Annotated in this window: 16 protein-coding genes; 8 read left to right on the top strand and 8 right to left on the bottom strand. The window is 57.1% G+C overall.

The window, feature by feature from the left end:
* Positions 1-17: 17 nt before the first annotated feature.
* Positions 18-998 carry a YdcK family protein gene (gene ydcK / locus ACE3MN_RS14095; protein ID WP_004138962.1) on the bottom strand — a complete coding sequence of 327 codons (981 nt, stop codon included), beginning with the start codon at positions 996-998 and terminating at the stop codon, positions 18-20.
* 110 nt (positions 999-1,108) lie between these two features.
* Between ydcK and tehA the strand changes: the two genes are divergently transcribed.
* Both tehA and tehB read left to right on the top strand, forming a co-directional pair.
* Entirely contained in the window at positions 1,109-2,107 is a 999-nt protein-coding gene (tehA, locus tag ACE3MN_RS14090; RefSeq protein ID WP_064342608.1) for a dicarboxylate transporter/tellurite-resistance protein TehA, read from the top strand.
* A gap of 2 nt (positions 2,108-2,109) precedes the next feature.
* Entirely contained in the window at positions 2,110-2,706 is a 597-nt protein-coding gene (tehB, locus tag ACE3MN_RS14085) for a tellurite resistance methyltransferase TehB (RefSeq protein WP_004138955.1), read from the top strand.
* Here the strand turns inward: tehB and pepT are convergent.
* Positions 2,703-3,932, bottom strand: a complete 1,230-nt coding sequence (pepT, locus tag ACE3MN_RS14080) for a peptidase T (protein WP_004138953.1) — start codon at positions 3,930-3,932, stop codon at positions 2,703-2,705. The genes tehB and pepT overlap by 4 nt on opposite strands.
* Before the next feature lie 113 nt (positions 3,933-4,045).
* On the opposite strand from pepT, the gene ACE3MN_RS14075 reads away from it, so the two are divergent.
* Together ACE3MN_RS14075 and ACE3MN_RS14070 are read left to right on the top strand one after the other, a co-directional pair.
* A complete protein-coding gene (locus tag ACE3MN_RS14075) occupies positions 4,046-5,638 on the top strand; it encodes an ABC transporter substrate-binding protein (protein WP_024358277.1) in 1,593 nt (530 codons plus the stop codon).
* A 138-nt stretch (positions 5,639-5,776) separates the two neighbouring features.
* On the top strand, positions 5,777-6,445 hold the full coding sequence (locus tag ACE3MN_RS14070) for a DUF3313 domain-containing protein (protein ID WP_024358276.1): 669 nt from the start codon (positions 5,777-5,779) through the stop codon (positions 6,443-6,445).
* An 88-nt stretch (positions 6,446-6,533) separates the two neighbouring features.
* Here the strand turns inward: ACE3MN_RS14070 and ACE3MN_RS14065 are convergent, their stop codons facing one another.
* Positions 6,534-7,442 carry a DMT family transporter gene (locus tag ACE3MN_RS14065; protein ID WP_098067168.1) on the bottom strand — a complete coding sequence of 303 codons (909 nt, stop codon included), beginning with the start codon at positions 7,440-7,442 and terminating at the stop codon, positions 6,534-6,536.
* Between the two features lie 183 nt (positions 7,443-7,625).
* Here ACE3MN_RS14065 and ACE3MN_RS14060 point away from each other — a divergent pair, with 183 nt between their 5' ends.
* Complete coding sequence (locus ACE3MN_RS14060; RefSeq protein ID WP_024358275.1) at positions 7,626-8,492, top strand: helix-turn-helix domain-containing protein; 867 nt, start codon at positions 7,626-7,628, stop codon at positions 8,490-8,492.
* Here ACE3MN_RS14060 and ACE3MN_RS14055 read toward each other — a convergent pair.
* Positions 8,472-9,638 carry a benzoate/H(+) symporter BenE family transporter gene (locus ACE3MN_RS14055; protein WP_024358274.1) on the bottom strand — a complete coding sequence of 389 codons (1,167 nt, stop codon included), beginning with the start codon at positions 9,636-9,638 and terminating at the stop codon, positions 8,472-8,474. The two genes, ACE3MN_RS14060 and ACE3MN_RS14055, sit on opposite strands and share 21 nt — an antisense overlap.
* Positions 9,639-9,830: 192 nt before the next feature.
* On the opposite strand from ACE3MN_RS14055, the gene ACE3MN_RS14050 reads away from it, so the two are divergent.
* The 3 genes from ACE3MN_RS14050 to ACE3MN_RS14040 all read left to right on the top strand — a co-directional run bounded on the left by ACE3MN_RS14050 (position 9,831) and on the right by ACE3MN_RS14040 (position 13,100).
* Entirely contained in the window at positions 9,831-10,256 is a 426-nt protein-coding gene (locus ACE3MN_RS14050) for a GNAT family N-acetyltransferase (protein ID WP_102649856.1), read from the top strand.
* A gap of 94 nt (positions 10,257-10,350) precedes the next feature.
* Positions 10,351-10,887, top strand: coding sequence for a helix-turn-helix domain-containing protein (locus ACE3MN_RS14045; protein WP_049085274.1), 537 nt, complete (start codon positions 10,351-10,353; stop codon positions 10,885-10,887).
* Positions 10,888-11,135: 248 nt separating this feature from the next.
* The gene (locus tag ACE3MN_RS14040; protein WP_098067170.1) at positions 11,136-13,100 is read left to right on the top strand and encodes a U32 family peptidase; all 1,965 of its coding nucleotides are present in this window, start codon (positions 11,136-11,138) and stop codon (positions 13,098-13,100) included.
* Positions 13,101-13,111: 11 nt separating this feature from the next.
* Here the strand turns inward: ACE3MN_RS14040 and ACE3MN_RS14035 are convergent, their stop codons facing one another.
* From ACE3MN_RS14035 to ACE3MN_RS14020, 4 genes are all read right to left on the bottom strand, one after another.
* Positions 13,112-13,345, bottom strand: a complete 234-nt coding sequence (locus tag ACE3MN_RS14035; RefSeq protein WP_004138937.1) for a DUF2554 family protein — start codon at positions 13,343-13,345, stop codon at positions 13,112-13,114.
* A gap of 168 nt (positions 13,346-13,513) precedes the next feature.
* Positions 13,514-13,639 (bottom strand): DUF2474 domain-containing protein, encoded by a 126-nt coding sequence (locus tag ACE3MN_RS14030; RefSeq protein ID WP_064510575.1) that lies wholly within the window; start codon positions 13,637-13,639, stop codon positions 13,514-13,516.
* Complete coding sequence (gene cydB, locus ACE3MN_RS14025) at positions 13,639-14,649, bottom strand: cytochrome d ubiquinol oxidase subunit II (protein ID WP_024358272.1); 1,011 nt, start codon at positions 14,647-14,649, stop codon at positions 13,639-13,641. Before cydB ends, ACE3MN_RS14030 begins: the two co-directional genes overlap by 1 nt.
* On the bottom strand, positions 14,649-16,046 hold the full coding sequence (locus ACE3MN_RS14020; protein ID WP_024358271.1) for a cytochrome ubiquinol oxidase subunit I: 1,398 nt from the start codon (positions 16,044-16,046) through the stop codon (positions 14,649-14,651). Before ACE3MN_RS14020 ends, cydB begins: the two co-directional genes overlap by 1 nt.
* Positions 16,047-16,066 lie beyond the last annotated feature (20 nt).

The following is a 16,066-nucleotide window of genomic DNA, read 5'->3' as shown; positions in this document are numbered from 1 at the left end:
AGCTGATAAACCACGCGTTAAAGAAAGCCGACGATGGGCGTGCGGGTAAAATGCTCGTCGCCGTTTATCACTTTCTCCCCGCGGATATAAATGGCGTCGCCCGCGCTGGCCTCAATTCGCGCCCGATCGCCGATCGTCACCTGATGTTCAATCACCACATCGCCGCAAATGACCGCATGGCCTTCAATTAACACGCTATCGTCAAGCAGGATCGGCCCGCCGCGCAGGTGCGCATGCCCGCCGACCATCACCCGATGCTTCAGCAGGCAATTTCCTTCGACCACCGCGTGCTCAGCCACCTGCGAACTGTAGCGCAGGGTGGGGATGGCGTCCTCTTCACGACCGGCGATAATCTTCGCGTTCCCGTATACCCTGGCGTTATCGCAGACCCAGACGTCGTTCTCATCGTTGCCTTCCAGCCGCGCCTGGTCGAAGATTTCCGCCCGATGCTCAACAAACGCGTGTTCGACAAAGGCGTCGCCGTAAATTTGCGCCTGGTGAACGATTCGCGATGCGCTGACCGTCGCCCGCTGATAAATGCGCAGGATTTTATCATTGTCGGCGGTCAGGCCTCGGGCGGCGATAATATGACAGTGGGGGAGGATGCGCGCATTGTCGGCCAGGTGACAATAACCGCGAATCTGCGAATGCGAAGCGGTGACGTTGTCACTTAATCGCGCACAGTGGCTAACGTGTACGCTATCCAGTCGGGCATTATCGCTAACGATCGCCCCCATGCTGATAATGCACTCGCCGGTTAAGCGCGCGTTGCCCTCGATTTTCGCACCGGCAAAAACGGCGCTATTGGCGTCATAAATCCAGCACTCGCCGTCGTGGCTCAGGGCGGCCTCATCATCGATCCAGCCGCCTTCGTCGCCGGTTTTCACATCGGCGAAATCTCGCAAGGCGACAATTTGCCGCAGATTTACGCTATGTTTAATGCCGTCTGTCTGGTAGTGAAACGGGCGAACCTGTTCGCTGAGGGAATATTTGCGCATCGGCCTTACTCATTACATATGGTTAACATAAACATAGCAAAAAACGCCGTAGCGCGTTTTTGAAGGTTCTTTTAGAATGCAACTTAAGATAAATTGAAAGTTTAAACAAAATGAATAAAAAGCAGGGCGCGAGCCGGGTGCTGAATCTTCCGGCGGGCTATTTTGGTATGGTTCTGGGTCTTATCGGCATGGGCTTCGCCTGGCGCTACGCCAGCACGATCTGGCCGGTGAGCCGGATCGTCGGCGACGGTCTGGTGGTCGCGGCGACGGTTGTCTGGGTGCTGCTGGCGCTGGCGTTTATCGGCCGGGCAGTCCGTTTCCCGCACAGCGTACTACAGGAGATGCGCCATCCGGTCGCCAGCAGTTTTGTCAGCCTGTTTCCGGCCACCACGATGCTGGTCGCTATCGGTTTCGTACCCTGGCTGCGTCCGCTGTCTCTGGTGTTATTCAGCATTGGCGTAGTATTGCAACTGAGCTACGCGGCCTGGCAGAGCGCCGGGCTATGGCGGGGGAGCCATCCCAGCGAGGCGACCACCCCGGGCCTCTATCTGCCGACGGTGGCAAACAACTTTATCAGCGCTATGGCCTGCGGCGCGCTGGGCTTTACCGACGCCGGGCTGGTGTTTCTCGGCGCCGGCTTATTCTCCTGGCTTAGCCTTGAACCGGTGATTCTGCAACGCCTGCGCAGCGACGGCGAACTGCCGATGGCCATACGCACCTCGCTCGGCATTCAGCTGGCTCCGGCGCTGGTGGCGTGCAGCGCCTGGCTGAGCGTGAACGGCGGCGAGGCGGATACCTTTGCTAAGCTGCTGTTCGGCTATGGTCTGCTCCAGCTGCTGTTTATGCTGCGTCTGATGCCGTGGTACCTGCGCCAGCCGTTTAACGCCTCGTTCTGGAGCTTCTCGTTCGGCGTTTCCGCGCTGGCGACCACCGGCCTGCATCTCGGTCATCAGCATCCGGACGGCTTTTTCCACACTCTCGCGCTCCCGCTGTTTCTCTTTACCAATCTGATCGTTGGGCTGCTGCTGATTCGTACCTTCCTGCTGCTGATGCGCGGTAAACTGCTGATTCGCGTCGAACGCGACACGTTATTAAAAAACAAGGATTAACCATGACTCTTCGCGACGAAAATTACTTCACCGACAAATACGGAATGACCCGCACCCACTCCGAGGTGCTGCACGCCGCCACGCTGATCGCGCCGGGCAAGGCGCTGGATCTGGGCTGCGGCAACGGGCGCAATAGCCTCTACCTGGCGGCCAACGGGTTTGACGTTACCGCGTGGGATAAAAATCCGGCCAGCATCAGCAATCTTGAACGTATTCGTCAGGCGGAAGGGCTGGAGAATCTGCGGACGGCGATTAAGGACCTTAACGCCCTCAGCTTTGACGGCGAGTATGACTTTATTCTTTCGACCGTGGTGATGATGTTCCTGGAAGCGAAGACTATCCCGGGTCTGATTGCCAACATGCAGCGCTGCACCCGTCCCGGCGGCTACAATCTGATTGTCGCGGCCATGGATACCGACGATTTTCCATGCACCGTTGGTTTCCCGTTCGCGTTTAAACCGGAAGAGCTGCGCAACTATTATGCAGGCTGGGCGTTGCTCAAATATAACGAAGACGTCGGTGAACTCCACCGCACCGACGCCAGCGGTAAGCGGATTAAGCTGCGTTTCGCCACGATGCTGGCGCGCAAGCCGGCTTAACGCGCCGCTAACAGGCAGAGCTGTAGCGCGGTCTGATAAGAGGCCTCAAAGGCGCGCAGCGGCAGAAACTCAAATTTTGAGTGGAAGTTGTGCGCGCCGGTAAAGAAATTGGGCGTTAATATGCCTTTTGCCGACAGGGCCGCGCCGTCGGTGCCGCCGCGCATCGGCGTCGGTTTTGGCGTGATGCCCAAGCTTTCCATCGCTTCAAATAGCAGGTCAATCGCGCGGCGGTCTTCGCCAACGGCGTTGCTGATATTGCTGTAAATATCGCTCACCTGGTATTCCACATTGCCCGTGGGATACTGCGCGGCGATTTTCTGCGCCACCTCGCCAATCTGCTGCTTACGGCGAGTAAAGCTTTCAAGGTCGAAATCGCGAATGCTGGCCTGCAGCAGGGTGCTGTTCTGATCGCCCTGGATGCCGTTAAACCACACGTAGCCCTCACGTCCGGCGGTATGCTCCGGCGTTTGCTGGCGATCGAAATGGCTCATGTAATCGGTGGCCATCAGCAGCGGATTCACCAGCACCCCTTTTGACGACATCGGGTGGGCGGTCACGCCGGTAAAGCGAATTTCCGCGGCGGCGGCGTTAAAGTTCTCATAGACGATCTCCCCGAGCTCGCAGCAGTCGATGGTCCAGGCAAAATCGACGGCAAAACGCGAGAGATCCAGCGCTTTCGCACCGCGCAGGCCCACTTCCTCATCCGGCACAAACGCCACCACGATATCGCCGTGGCGGTGCTCTGGCGTCAGGTTCTCCAGTACCGTCATCACTACCGTCACGGCGGATTTGTTATCCGCCCCGAGCACGCTGGTACCGTCGCTAAAAATAATCTCTTCATCGGGATAAGCGAGGATTTCGGGATGCTCGGCGACGCGCAGCCAGATCTCTTTTTCTCTGTTCAAACAGAGGTCTTCACCAGTAAAACGCAGGATTTGTGGATGAATATCCGGCGACAGCCCGACGTCAACGGTATCGATATGGGTAATAAAGCCAATCCGCGGCGCGTCTGCGACATTGCCTCTTTTCACCGCCGTGACGGTAGCGTGCTCGTCGATCACAATCTCATCCAGCCCCAGCTGGCGTAGCTCATCCGCAAGGGCCCGCGCCATCGCGTGTTGCCCGGCGGTGGTGGGCAAAGTCGCGGCTCGCGGGTCGCTTTGGCTGGTGATCGCCAGGTAGCGAAAGAAGCGTTGGGTTAATTGACTGGCCAGGGCTGATGACATAGTGATTCCTTCTTTATTCGAGTTTTCAGGTGTTTGCAATCAGTCTTTAGTGTTATGTATGGAAGGGAAAACAACAAGCTATTCATTAGCTGACAAATTAAAAAGGAAAACCTATGCAACGCAGATTCACGACGCTTGCTCTGGCGTTAGCGGCCCTGACGGCCAGCTCGGCCATTAGCGCAAAAACGCTGGTCTACTGTTCAGAAGGGTCGCCGGAAAATTTTAACCCTCAACTCTACACCTCCGGGACCAGCGTGGACGCCAGCGCGGTGCCCGTTTATAACCGGCTGGTCGATTTTAAAGCCGGCACCACGGAACTGGTGCCGAGCCTCGCCGAAAGCTGGGAAGTCAGCGAAGATGGCAAAGTTTATACTTTCCATTTACGCAAAGGCGTTAAATTCCAGAGCAATAAATATTTTAAACCCAGCCGAGATTTTAATGCCGATGACGTTATTTTTTCGTTTATGCGGCAAAAGGATCCTCAACACCCTTATCACAATATCTCCAGCGGTAATTATTCTAATTTTGAGAGCCTGGAATTTGGCCAGTTAATTACCGCAATTGATAAGCCCGATGAATATACGGTGCGTTTCACGCTGGCCCATGCCGAAGCGCCATTTGTCGCCGATCTTGCCTGGTATTTCGCCTCTATTTTATCAGCGGAATATGCCGATGCGATGTTAAAAGCCGGTACGCCAGAGCGCGTGGATATGGATCCGATTGGCACCGGTCCTTTCAAACTCGCTCAATATCAAAAAGATTCCCGTATTCTTTTCACCGCGTTCCCGGAATACTGGCAGGGGAAGGCGCATATCGATCGTCTCATCTTTAGCATCACGCCGGATGCCTCGGTACGTTACGCCAAACTGGAGAAAAATGAGTGTCAGGTGATGCCGTTCCCCAATCCGGCCGATCTGCCGCGAATGAAAGAGAACAAGGCGATCAACCTGATGAGCAAAGCGGGCCTTAACACCGGCTTTCTTGCTTTTAACACCCAAAAAGCGCCGCTGGACAACGTTAAGGTGCGCCAGGCCTTAGCGATGGCGATTAATAAACCGGCGATCATTGAAGCGGTGTTCCACGGTACCGGTACGGCGGCGAAAAACCTGCTGCCGCCGGGCGTATGGAGCGCGAATAGCCAGCTTAAGGATTATGAATACGACCCGCAGAAGGCCAAAGCGCTGCTGGCGGAGTCGGGCGTTGCGGGGCCAATTAGCATCGATCTGTGGGCAATGCCGGTGCAGCGGCCCTATAATCCGAACGCCAAACGTATGGCCGAGATGATTCAGGCCGACTGGGCGAAAATCGGCGTGCAAACTAAAATCACAACCTATGAGTGGGGTGAATACTTAAAGCGGGTGAAGGATGGCGAACATCAGGCGGCGCTGATGGGCTGGACCACCGCCACCGGTGACCCGGATAACTTCTTTGGCCCATTATTTACCTGCCAGTCGGCGAATGGCGGGTCTAACTCGGCAAAATGGTGCTATCAGCCGTTTGATAAAATTATTGCCGAAGCAAAATCGATAACCGATCGCCAAAAACGCGAAGCGCTCTATCTTCAGGCGCAGCAGATGATGCATGACCAGATGCCGGCCGTGATGATTGCCCACTCAACAATATTCGAACCGGTACGTAAAAACGTCTCCGGTTATGAAATTGATCCCTTTGGCAAGCATATTTTTTATCAGGTTGATATTAAATAAACAGCTAAAGACAACCCGCCAGCAACGGCGGGTTTATTTTATTGTGCTACTTGACGTAGCACCACTTTTGCCACAAAACTTACCCCTGTTATTTGCTATAACTCTTACCAAAAATGGTATTCACAGGGATTAACCTATATGCGAACTCAGTTATTTTTTAAAGTCGCCGCGCTCGCTGGCCTGTTAGCATTGGCCGGCTGCTCATCAAAAATCGCTAAGCCGGAACAATATTCGGGATTTTTAAAAGATTACTCTAACTTAAAAGAAACCACCTCGGCGTCCGGCAAACCGGAACTGCGCTGGATTTCTCCGGATTACAATCCGAGCAACTATGACAACGTTGTTTATAATCCAATCACCTACTACCCGGTACCGAAACCGACCACTCAGGTGGGCGAGAAGGCGCTCAGCGACATCCTGAATTACACCAATAAAGAGATGAAACAGGCGATTTCCGAGCGTAAACCGCTGGCCACCACCGCAGGTAAGCGCAGCCTGATCTTCCGCGGCGCCATCACCGGCGTGGATTCCAGCAAAGAAGGCCTGCAGTTCTACGAAGTGATCCCGGTCGCGATGATTATCGCCGGTACCCAGGCGGCTACCGGTCACCGTACTATGGATACCAACCTGTACTTCGAAGGTGAACTGATTGATGCGGCGACCAAAAAGCCGGTCATCAAAGTGGTCCGTAAAGGCGAAGGTAAAAACTTGTCCAACGAAAATACGCCGCTCACCGTCGAGACGCTGAAGCAGGTGATTGACGATATGGCGATTGACGCGGTGAAATTCGATCCGAATAACCGCTAAGCAAGGGTCGTCGTCAAGTAAAGGCGCTATTCGTTGATAGCGCCTTTTTTATTGGCTTACCCTCAGCCTCAACGCAGCGTCCACGCCGTTACGAGCGAACCTGGGCCGGCCTGCGACGTAGCAGCCACTGCTCCGGACGCGCAAACATCACCAGATTTCCCACCAGGATCAGCGCCAGCCCGGCCACGGCGTTACTATGCCAGACGTAGCCTTCATAAAAGGTGGAAATCGTCAGGGCGACGAGCGGAAACAGCAGGGTGCTGTATGCCGCTTTCCCTGCGCCGATGCGCCCCACCAGGGTGAAGTAGGCGCCAAAAGCTATCACCGAGCCAAAAACGGCCAGATACAGTAGCGCTCCCATATAGCTCAGCGTCCACTGCGGGGCAAAATTATCACCGCGTATCAGGGCGATAGCGCCCATGACCAGGGTGCCGTAAAGCATGGCCCAGCTGTTGGTGGTCAAGGTCTCCAGGCCGCGGCGCTGGTGGCGGATGCTGAGCATATTGCCGAGTGAAAAGCCATAGGTTCCCAGCGCGCTGAGGGTGATACCCAGCAGCAGCGAGGCGTTCAGGCCGCTGGCCCATAAATCATCCCAGAATAGCGTCACGATCCCCGCCAGGCCCAGCGCGGCGGCCAGCCAGAAACGGCCAGGAGGCTGCTGGCGATAGAAGAGAAAGCTGTTGATCGCGTTAAACAGCACCGCCATAGAGAAGATCACCGACTCAAGGCCGGTATTGATATACGCGGCGGCGGTATAGAAACACCAGAAATTAAAACAGAAGACGCAGCAGCCCTGCAGCAGGCAGAAGACATGATCGCGCGCGGCCAACGGGCGCAGGCGGCGGGTAACCAGCAAAATGGTCAGCATCGCGACGCTGGCGACGGCAAAACGCCAGAAAATGGACACCGGCGCGGCAACCGGCCCCTGCTGTAAAAAGATAGCAATCCATGTCGTGCCCCAGATAACCACGACCAACCCGTAGAGTAATGCGTTCAAAATATCTCTCCTGTGAGTGTTGTCGCGATCATTCTGCGGCCTGGCACCGCGCGGCGCTGTCATCTGCTTGTTGCCGACTTGCAAATTCTTGCGCTTATTTTTAGCCAGCGGCGGGGGAATGCTGGTATCTGCCAGCGACTCTTCATAGACTAGAGATCTGCGGAATCAGAAGTGTGAAGGGCTATGGCTTACGGGACTTTCGAAACATTGCGTCAAAAAAATGCCGTGCTGCGCGAGACGGTGAAGCTCAACTCCGGTATTCAGCTGGCGGCATGGTATAACAATCTTGATACTATTACGGTACAAAGCGACCACCATACCCTGAGTCTGTATATTGCCGATGGCTACGAAAGTTACCAAAAAACGCCCCACGGCTGGAAAAACGGCGGCGGGCCGGACCGTTTCTGCTTGATGCCAAAAGGCGATGAGAGCACCTGGGATATCCGCGGCGATCTCTCTTTTGTACATCTTTACTGCACCGATGAACACCTGCGCCGGGTAGGCGAGCAGATTTGGGATCGCAGCCCGGCCTCGTTCACGCTGCAGGAAAAAACGTTCTCCAGCGATGACAAAATCACCGCTGTCTATCGCCAGTTTCTTCTCGACAACGACTGGCAGCAGCAGGCGAATCAGCTGACGTTGAGTTCGGCCAGCACGCTGCTGCTCACTCACCTGATTCAGCACTATTCGAACGTCCAGTGGCGTCTACCGACGGTGACCGGCGGGCTGGCGCCGCACGTCTTGCGCAATCTGCTGGCATGGATTGAGGAGCATCTGGATCGGCCGCTCACTCTCGCCGATCTGGCGCAGGAAGCGGCGCTGAGCGAATACCATTTTGCGCGGATGTTTCGCCAGTCGATGAAGATGGCGCCGCATCAGTACGTGATGCAGCGCCGGATGGTGAAAGCGCAGGAGTTGATTTACTGCAGCCAGATGTCGTTAACCGATATTGCGATGGCCTGCGGGTTTAGTACGGCCAGCCACTTTAGTCACCGGGTGAAAAGCGCCACCGGCCTGACGCCATCGCAGCTACGCGCGGCGCAGCGTTGAGAGCAAAACGTAGCTGACGCCGCCGAGAACCAGTCCCCAAAATGCAGAACCGACACCGCCCAGCGTCACGCCGCTGGCGGTGACCAGAAAAGTCACCACCGCCGCATCGCGCTCACTCTCCTGATTCAACGCCTGAAACAGACTGCCGCTGATGGTACCGAGCAGCGCCAGCCCGGCAAGCATCTGGATCCACGCCATCGGCAGCGCCGACATCAGCGAGGTGATAGAGCCGCCAAATATCCCCGCCAACAGGTAAAAAACGCCCGCCGCCGCTGCCGCGAGCCAGCGCTTTTGCGGGTCCGGATGGGCTTCCGGGCTCTGGCAAATCGCAGCCGTAATGGCGGCGATGCAGATCGAGTAGACGCCAAAGGGAGACAGCAGCAGCGCCAGGCCGCCGGTGGCGACAATCAGCGGCGAAACCGGGACCCGGTAGCCCGAGGCCTGAAGGGTGGCGAATCCGGGGGCGTTTTGCGACGCCATGGTGACGAGGAAAAACGGCACGCCGACGCTGAGCAACAGCGCTGGCGTAAATTCAGGCGCAATCCAGGACGGAGCGACGAAGCTGAAAGCTATTTGTGACGTTGTCACTTCTCCGCTAAACCCGGCTACCGCGCCGCCTGCCAGCAGGGCGGCCACCACCGCGAAGCGGGGAAGCCAGACTTTGCACAGCAACCAGACGGCGAACATACTGCCGCAGAGCAGCAAATTTCCCTGCAGGCTGGCGAAAGCCTGCATGCCGAAGCGCAGCAAAATCCCGGCCAGCATCGCCGCCGCCAGCGAATGAGGGATGATTTTCATTAGCCTGGCAAAGATGCCGGTGACGCCGCAAAGCACGATTAAGGCATTGGCAAAAATAAAGACGCCAACCGCCTGGGAGAGTGTGACCCCCTGCAGGCCGGTGACCAGCAGCGCGGCGCCTGGCGTCGACCACGCGGTCAGGATGGGCACCTTCCGCCACAGGGTGAGCGCCAGCGTACTGACGCCCATCCCCAGGCCTAAGGCGGTCATCCAGCCCGCGATTTGCGAAGCATCGGCGCCCGCCGCCGCCGCGGCCTGCCAGATGATCGCCGCGGAGCTGGCGTAGCCGACCAGTACGGCAACGAAGCCGGCCAGCAGGGTTGGGAAAGGGAGAGTAAAAGAGCGCATGGTTGTGCCTTGTGCGTTATAACGGTCGATGTAATTTAGCATTGTGCGCTATAGCGCACAACCGGCTTTGTTTGGGTTCTGCGCTGGGGACGGCGGGGTGGGACAGAACAAGCGAGGCTATCCGATCTTGACATTACCGAGCGAAACGCAATAGATACCTCTGCAAATCAATCACCAGGGAAACAAGCCACCATGGTTACGACCAGAACAGCGAAGGAGGTCGATGCGCCCGGCCTGCTCGTGCTTTTTCAACAGCTCGGCTATTCGGTAGATTTAGACAACCTGCAATCCTCATTACGGGAATATAATCCCTGCCGCTACGCGTTGATTGCCGAGGTAAAAGAACGCTTATCCGGGGTGATTGTGGTGAACCTGATTGAACCGATGCATGAAAAAGGACGCTGGGGGCTAATTTCGGCGCTGGTGATTGATGAGTCGTGCCGGGGCATGGGAGTGGGGCGAATATTACTGGCTGAAGCCGAACGGATCGCTGCCGCCAGCGGTTGTAGCCAAATTGAACTCTCCAGCAGCGAACGACGAGAACAGGCGCATAAGTTTTATCAGAACAACGGCTATAAAGAAGTCAGAAAAGGCTTTTTAAAATCGCTTATCTCATGAAAGCCAGAAGGGTTGTGAAAACGCCTACTCGGTTAGCCCCTGTAGAATCAGACGAATGCGCGTATAATTCCCGCAGAGATGATTGGGAGGTTGAATGGATATTGCGCAACACCTGTCGGCAACGTTAAAAACGCAGCGTCAGCTGCGCGGCTGGAGCCTGTCGCGCCTGGCGGAAGAGACCGGCGTGTCGAAGGCGATGCTGGGCCAGATTGAACGCAACGAATCGAGTCCGACGGTGGCGACGTTATGGAAAATCGCCACCGGGCTTAACGTGCCGTTTTCCGCCTTTATCGTTGCCGATGACGCCGTCGAACCGACGGCTTTTGATCCCCAGCAGCAGGCCATGGTGGTGACGCCGCTCTTCCCGTGGGACCCGGTGCTGCGTTTCGACCACTTCTCCATTACCCTTGCCCCCGGCGCGCTGAGCGAGTCAACGCCGCATGAGCAAGGGGTTATCGAACATGTGGTGGTGATTAGCGGCGTGCTGGATCTTTGCCTGCAGGGGGCGTGGCTGACGCTGCAGCCCGGTGAAGGGCGGCGCTTCGCCGGCGATTTAGCGCACGCCTATCGCAATAGCGGGGCGCAGACCGCCCATTTCCATTCGCTGATCCACTATCCGAAAGAGAAATAAAAAAGCCGCGAGCAAACTCGCGGCCAGGCAAATGACTGAGACAGCAAATCACAACGTGACGAGGAAAATCCGGAATACGTGATGACTCTATCCTCAGGCGCTTTTTCTGGGAAATATCTTTTCCTTCAATGCTTTGCTAAAAACTGAAAATTCCTCCCGCCGCGGCGATGGAAAATGTTTTGGTCTGTGCCCAGTTCTGACTACAATAGCCGCCATTTCGACCCCCTATAATGGATAACGACGAGCGTATGCGCCTGCAAAACCATCATCTTGAACTACTGAGTCCCGCCCGCGATGCCGGGATCGCCCGTGAAGCGATTTTACACGGCGCGGATGCGGTCTATATCGGCGGGCCGGGCTTTGGCGCGCGCCACAACGCCAGCAATAGCCTGAGCGATATCGCCGACCTGGTACCGTTTGCCCATCGCTACGGCGCGAAAGTGTTCGTGACCCTGAACACTATTCTTCATGATGATGAACTGGAACCGGCGCAGCGCCTGATAACCGACCTGTATGAAACCGGCGTGGACGCGCTGATTGTCCAGGACATGGGGGTGATGGAGCTGGATATTCCGCCGATAGAGCTGCACGCCAGCACCCAGTGCGATATCCGCAGCGTCGAGAAAGCGAAGTTTCTCTCTGACGTCGGCTTCAGCCAAATCGTGCTTGCCCGCGAGCTGAATCTTCAGCAGATCAAAGCGATTTACGATAATACCGACGCGACCATTGAATTCTTTATCCACGGCGCGCTGTGCGTGGCCTATTCCGGGCAGTGCAATATTTCCCATGCCCAGACCGGGCGCAGCGCCAACCGCGGCGACTGCTCGCAGGCCTGCCGTCTGCCCTATACCCTGAAAGATGACCAGGGCCGCGTGGTGGCGTACGAAAAGCATCTGCTGTCGATGAAGGACAACGATCAGACCGCCAACCTGGCCGCGCTGATCGATGCCGGGGTGCGCTCCTTCAAGATTGAAGGCCGCTACAAAGATATGAGCTATGTGAAGAACATCACCGCGCACTATCGCCAGATGCTCGACGCCATTATTGACGATCGCGGCGACCTGGCCCGCGCCTCGTCGGGGCGGACCGAACACTTCTTTGTCCCGTCGACGGACAAGACCTTCCATCGCGGCAGCACCGACTATTTTGTCAATGCGCGCAAAGGCGACATTGGGGCTTTTGATTCACCGAAGTTTATTGGCCTGCCGGTGGGTGAAGTCCTGAAAGTCGGCAAAGATTTTCTCGACGTTGAAGTGAGCGAAGCGCTGACCAACGGCGATGGCCTGAACGTGATGATTAAACGTGAAATCGTCGGCTTTCGCGCCAATACGGTGGAGAAAACCGGCGAAAATCGCTATCGCGTATGGCCGAATGAGATGCCCGCGGATTTATACAAAGTGCGTCCGCACCAGCCGTTAAACCGCAACCTCGATCATAACTGGCAGCAGGCGCTGCTGAAAACCTCCAGCGAGCGCCGCATCGCCGTCGATATCGAGCTGAGCGGCTGGCAGGAGCAGCTGGTCCTGACGATGACCAGCGAAGAGGGCGTCAGCGTCACCCACACGCTGGACGGCGAGTTTGCCGAGGCGACCCAGGCGGAGAAAGCGCTGGCGAACCTGCGCGATGGCGTGGCGAAGCTTGGCCAGACCCTTTACTATTCGCGCAAGGTCGAGATTAACCTGCCGGGCGCGCTGTTTGTACCAAACAGCCTGCTCAACCAGCTGCGCCGTGAAACGGCTGAAATGCTCGATGATGCCCGTCTGAAGGCCGTGGCGCGCGGCAGCCGCAAGCCGGTTTCCGTTCCGCCGCCGGTCTATCCGGAAACGCATCTGTCGTTTCTGGCTAACGTTTACAACCACAAAGCGCGCGAGTTTTATCAACGTTACGGCGTACAGCTGATCGACGCCGCCTATGAAGCCCACGAAGAGAAGGGCGATGTGCCGGTGATGATTACCAAGCACTGCCTGCGCTTTGCCTTCAACCTGTGTCCGAAACAGGCCAAAGGCTCGATTAAGAGCTGGAAAGCGACGCCGATGCAGCTCATCCACGGTGATGAAGTGCTGACGCTGAAGTTCGATTGCCGGCCGTGCGAAATGCACGTGGTCGGTAAGATAAAAAATCATATTCTGAAAATGCCGCTGCCGGGCAGTATCGTGGCGTCCGTGAGCCCCGATGAGCTGATGAAAACGCTGCCGAAACGCAAGGGCGCCTGATAACGAAATCGCTACTGGTAGTGATGCATTTTCGGTTTTCGCGCATTCTGCCAGCGGTGATGTTCGCGCAGGTCGGAGGCGGCTTCTTCCGCCTGGCTGCGCAGTTCATCGCTATCGGCTTCGTGCTGTAACTGCTGTTCGAGACTCTGTACCGGGAAGAAATCGTGCCCTTGTTTGCGGGCCAGCACGTGCCCGGAAAACAGGGCGCATACCAGCAGTAACGTCGAAACGCTTCTCCTGAACATCTCTTTTTCCATGCTATCGGCGAATGGGGTTACTATGCCCGGAATGGGTTGAGTTTATCTCTGCGGTTATCAAAGAAGAGAAAAGCCTTTGTCAGCGGCAGCTGACGGAGGGCGAAAAAAAGCCCGACGGCGTGCCGTCGGGCCGAACTCACAACGATACGCGCGCGATCACGATTTCAATCCGGCGGCCGTCATCAGCAGCCGAAATCCCATGCTCACCGCCGCCAGCGCCAGCACGCTGCCTCCCCACAGGGCGACCATCCATAATGTCCGCTTAAGCCATACTCGTTGCATCAGTGATACCCCTCGCCGTGTTGAACTTTGCCGCGAAAAACGTAGTAGCTCCAGAAGGTATAGCCGAGGATCACCGGCAGAATCAGCAGCGCGCCGACCAGCATAAAGCCCTGACTTTGCGGCGGAGCGGCGGCCTGCCAGAGGGTAATGCCCGGCGGAATAATATGCGGCCAGATACTGATCCCCAGTCCGCTAAAGCCGAGAAAGATCAGCCCCAGCGTAAGAACGAACGGTAGCAGGTGGCTGGCGCTGTTGCGAAGCGCTCGCCATAGCCAGGCGCTTATCGCCGCGACCAACAGCGGCACCGGCAGCAGGAAGAACAGGTTAGGTAAGCTAAACCAGCGCTCGGCGATGGCCGGCTGCGCCAGCGGCGTCCAGATACTGATGGCGACGATTGCCGCTAGCAGCGCCAGTAGCAAACCGCGCGCGGTGACGCGCATATTGTGGTGCAGCGCATTCTCGCTCTTCATCACCAGCCAGCTGGCCCCCAGTAGCGCATAGGCAATGCACAGCCCCAGGCCGCAGAACAGGGTAAACGGCGTCAACCAGTCAAACATTCCGCCGCTGAAGCTGCGGCCGCTGACCGCGAAGCCGTTGATCACCGCGCCGACGACCATCCCCTGGGTGAAGGTGGCCAGAATCGACCCGCCCATAAAGGCGCGATCCCAGAACGGGCGGTGCGATGGCGTCGCGTTAAAGCGGAATTCAAAGGCGACGCCGCGGAAAATAAGCCCGATCAGCATCAGGGTGAGCGGGATCGCCAGCGCGTCGATAATCACCGCATAGGCCAGCGGAAACGCGCCGAACAGGCCCGCGCCGCCGAGTACCAGCCAGGTCTCGTTGCCATCCCAGACCGGCGCGACGCTGTTCACCATGACGTCGCGGTCGGAAGCGTCCCGCGTGGTAGCAAATAAAATGCCGATGCCCAGATCGAAGCCGTCCATCACGATATACATCAGGGTGGCGAAGACGATAATCACAAACCAAATAACCGATAAATCGATACCCATTACCAGGACTCCTTCTGCTGTGCATGATCGGTAGCGGCGGAAAGGGGGCGCGCTGGCGTCCCTGACGCGGGCGGCTGCGCTTCCTGCGGCCCTTTGCGAATCAGACGCAGCATATAGCTATAGCCGACGCCGAATACCGAACCGTAGACGACGATAAACGTCAGCAGACTGATCGACATATGCAGGTCGCCGTGCGCCGAGACGGCATCCGCGGTGCGTTGTACCCCGTAGACAACCCACGGCTGGCGGCCCACCTCGGTGGTCACCCAGCCCGCGAGGATAGCGATAAGTCCCGATGGCCCCATCCACAGCGCAAAGCGTAAAAAGGGTCTGGAATGATACAGGCGGCCGCGATAGCGCAGCCATAGCGCCAGCGCACCGAGCAGGATCATCAGCATCCCTAGCCCGGCCATCAGGCGGAAGGACCAGAATACGATGGTGGCGTTAGGCCGATCTTCCGCGGCGAACTCCTTCAGCGCGGGCACCTGTTTATCCAGGCTGTGGGTGAGGATCAGGCTGCCGAGGGCCGGGATTTCCAGACCATAGCGGGTACGCTCCTGCTGCATATCCGGCCAGCCGAACAGCAGCAGCGGGGTGGGCTCACCGGGGATATTTTCCCAGTGGCCTTCAATCGCCGCGATCTTCGCCGGCTGGTGCTTGAGCGTATTCAGCCCGTGCATATCGCCAATCATGGCCTGAATGGGGGCGACAATCAGCGTCATCCACAGCGCCATGGAGAACATCGCGCGAACGGCGGGCGTATTGTTGCCCCGCAGCAGGTGCCAGGCTGCCGAGGCGCCGACGAACAGCGCGCTGCTGAGAAAGGCCGCCACCGACATATGCAGCAGGCGGTAGGGGAATGACGGGTTAAAGATCACCGCGAACCAGTCCACCGGCACCACCTGGCCATTGACGATCTCAAACCCCTGCGGCGTTTGCATCCAGCTGTTGGAGGCGAGGATCCAGAAGGTGGAGATAATCGTCCCCAGCGCGACCATACAGGTGGCGAAGAAGTGCAGGCCCGGCCCGACGCGGTTCCAGCCGAATAGCATGACGCCGAGGAATCCGGCTTCCAGGAAGAAGGCGGTCAGGACTTCATAGGTCAGCAGCGGGCCGGTAATGCTCCCGGCAAACTCGGAGAACCCGCTCCAGTTGGTGCCAAACTGGTAGGCCATCACCAGGCCGGAGACCACCCCCATACCGAAGTTGACGGCGAATATTTTCGACCAGAAGTGGTACAGCGAGCGCCAGGTCGGGTTTTTCGTTTTTAACCATAAGCCTTCGAGTACCGCCAGGTAGCTGGCTAATCCGATGGTAATGGCGGGGAAGATAATATGAAATGACACGGTGAAAGCGAACTGGATCCGCGCCAGGTGAAATGCATCAAGACCGAACATGCAGAGCTCCGCAACAAAAT

Source organism: Klebsiella grimontii, from assembly GCF_042137965.1.
Classification (GTDB): Bacteria; Pseudomonadota; Gammaproteobacteria; order Enterobacterales; family Enterobacteriaceae; genus Klebsiella; species Klebsiella grimontii.
This window is presented reverse-complemented; position numbering and strand designations above follow the sequence as displayed.

Bases quoted from the DNA above. Each gene is read 5' to 3' on its own strand.
- ydcK (WP_004138962.1), bottom strand. From the start codon at position 998: ATGCGCAAATATTCCCTCAGCGAACAGGTTCGCCCGTTTCACTACCAG.
- tehA (WP_064342608.1), top strand. From the start codon at position 1,109: ATGAATAAAAAGCAGGGCGCGAGCCGGGTGCTGAATCTTCCGGCGGGC.
- tehB (WP_004138955.1), top strand. From the start codon at position 2,110: ATGACTCTTCGCGACGAAAATTACTTCACCGACAAATACGGAATGACC.
- pepT (WP_004138953.1), bottom strand. From the start codon at position 3,932: ATGTCATCAGCCCTGGCCAGTCAATTAACCCAACGCTTCTTTCGCTAC.
- ACE3MN_RS14075 (WP_024358277.1), top strand. From the start codon at position 4,046: ATGCAACGCAGATTCACGACGCTTGCTCTGGCGTTAGCGGCCCTGACG.
- ACE3MN_RS14070 (WP_024358276.1), top strand. From the start codon at position 5,777: ATGCGAACTCAGTTATTTTTTAAAGTCGCCGCGCTCGCTGGCCTGTTA.
- ACE3MN_RS14060 (WP_024358275.1), top strand. From the start codon at position 7,626: ATGGCTTACGGGACTTTCGAAACATTGCGTCAAAAAAATGCCGTGCTG.
- ACE3MN_RS14055 (WP_024358274.1), bottom strand. From the start codon at position 9,638: ATGCGCTCTTTTACTCTCCCTTTCCCAACCCTGCTGGCCGGCTTCGTT.
- ACE3MN_RS14050 (WP_102649856.1), top strand. From the start codon at position 9,831: ATGGTTACGACCAGAACAGCGAAGGAGGTCGATGCGCCCGGCCTGCTC.
- ACE3MN_RS14045 (WP_049085274.1), top strand. From the start codon at position 10,351: ATGGATATTGCGCAACACCTGTCGGCAACGTTAAAAACGCAGCGTCAG.
- ACE3MN_RS14040 (WP_098067170.1), top strand. From the start codon at position 11,136: ATGCGCCTGCAAAACCATCATCTTGAACTACTGAGTCCCGCCCGCGAT.
- ACE3MN_RS14035 (WP_004138937.1), bottom strand. From the start codon at position 13,345: ATGTTCAGGAGAAGCGTTTCGACGTTACTGCTGGTATGCGCCCTGTTT.
- ACE3MN_RS14030 (WP_064510575.1), bottom strand. From the start codon at position 13,639: ATGCAACGAGTATGGCTTAAGCGGACATTATGGATGGTCGCCCTGTGG.
- cydB (WP_024358272.1), bottom strand. From the start codon at position 14,649: ATGGGTATCGATTTATCGGTTATTTGGTTTGTGATTATCGTCTTCGCC.
- ACE3MN_RS14020 (WP_024358271.1), bottom strand. From the start codon at position 16,046: ATGTTCGGTCTTGATGCATTTCACCTGGCGCGGATCCAGTTCGCTTTC.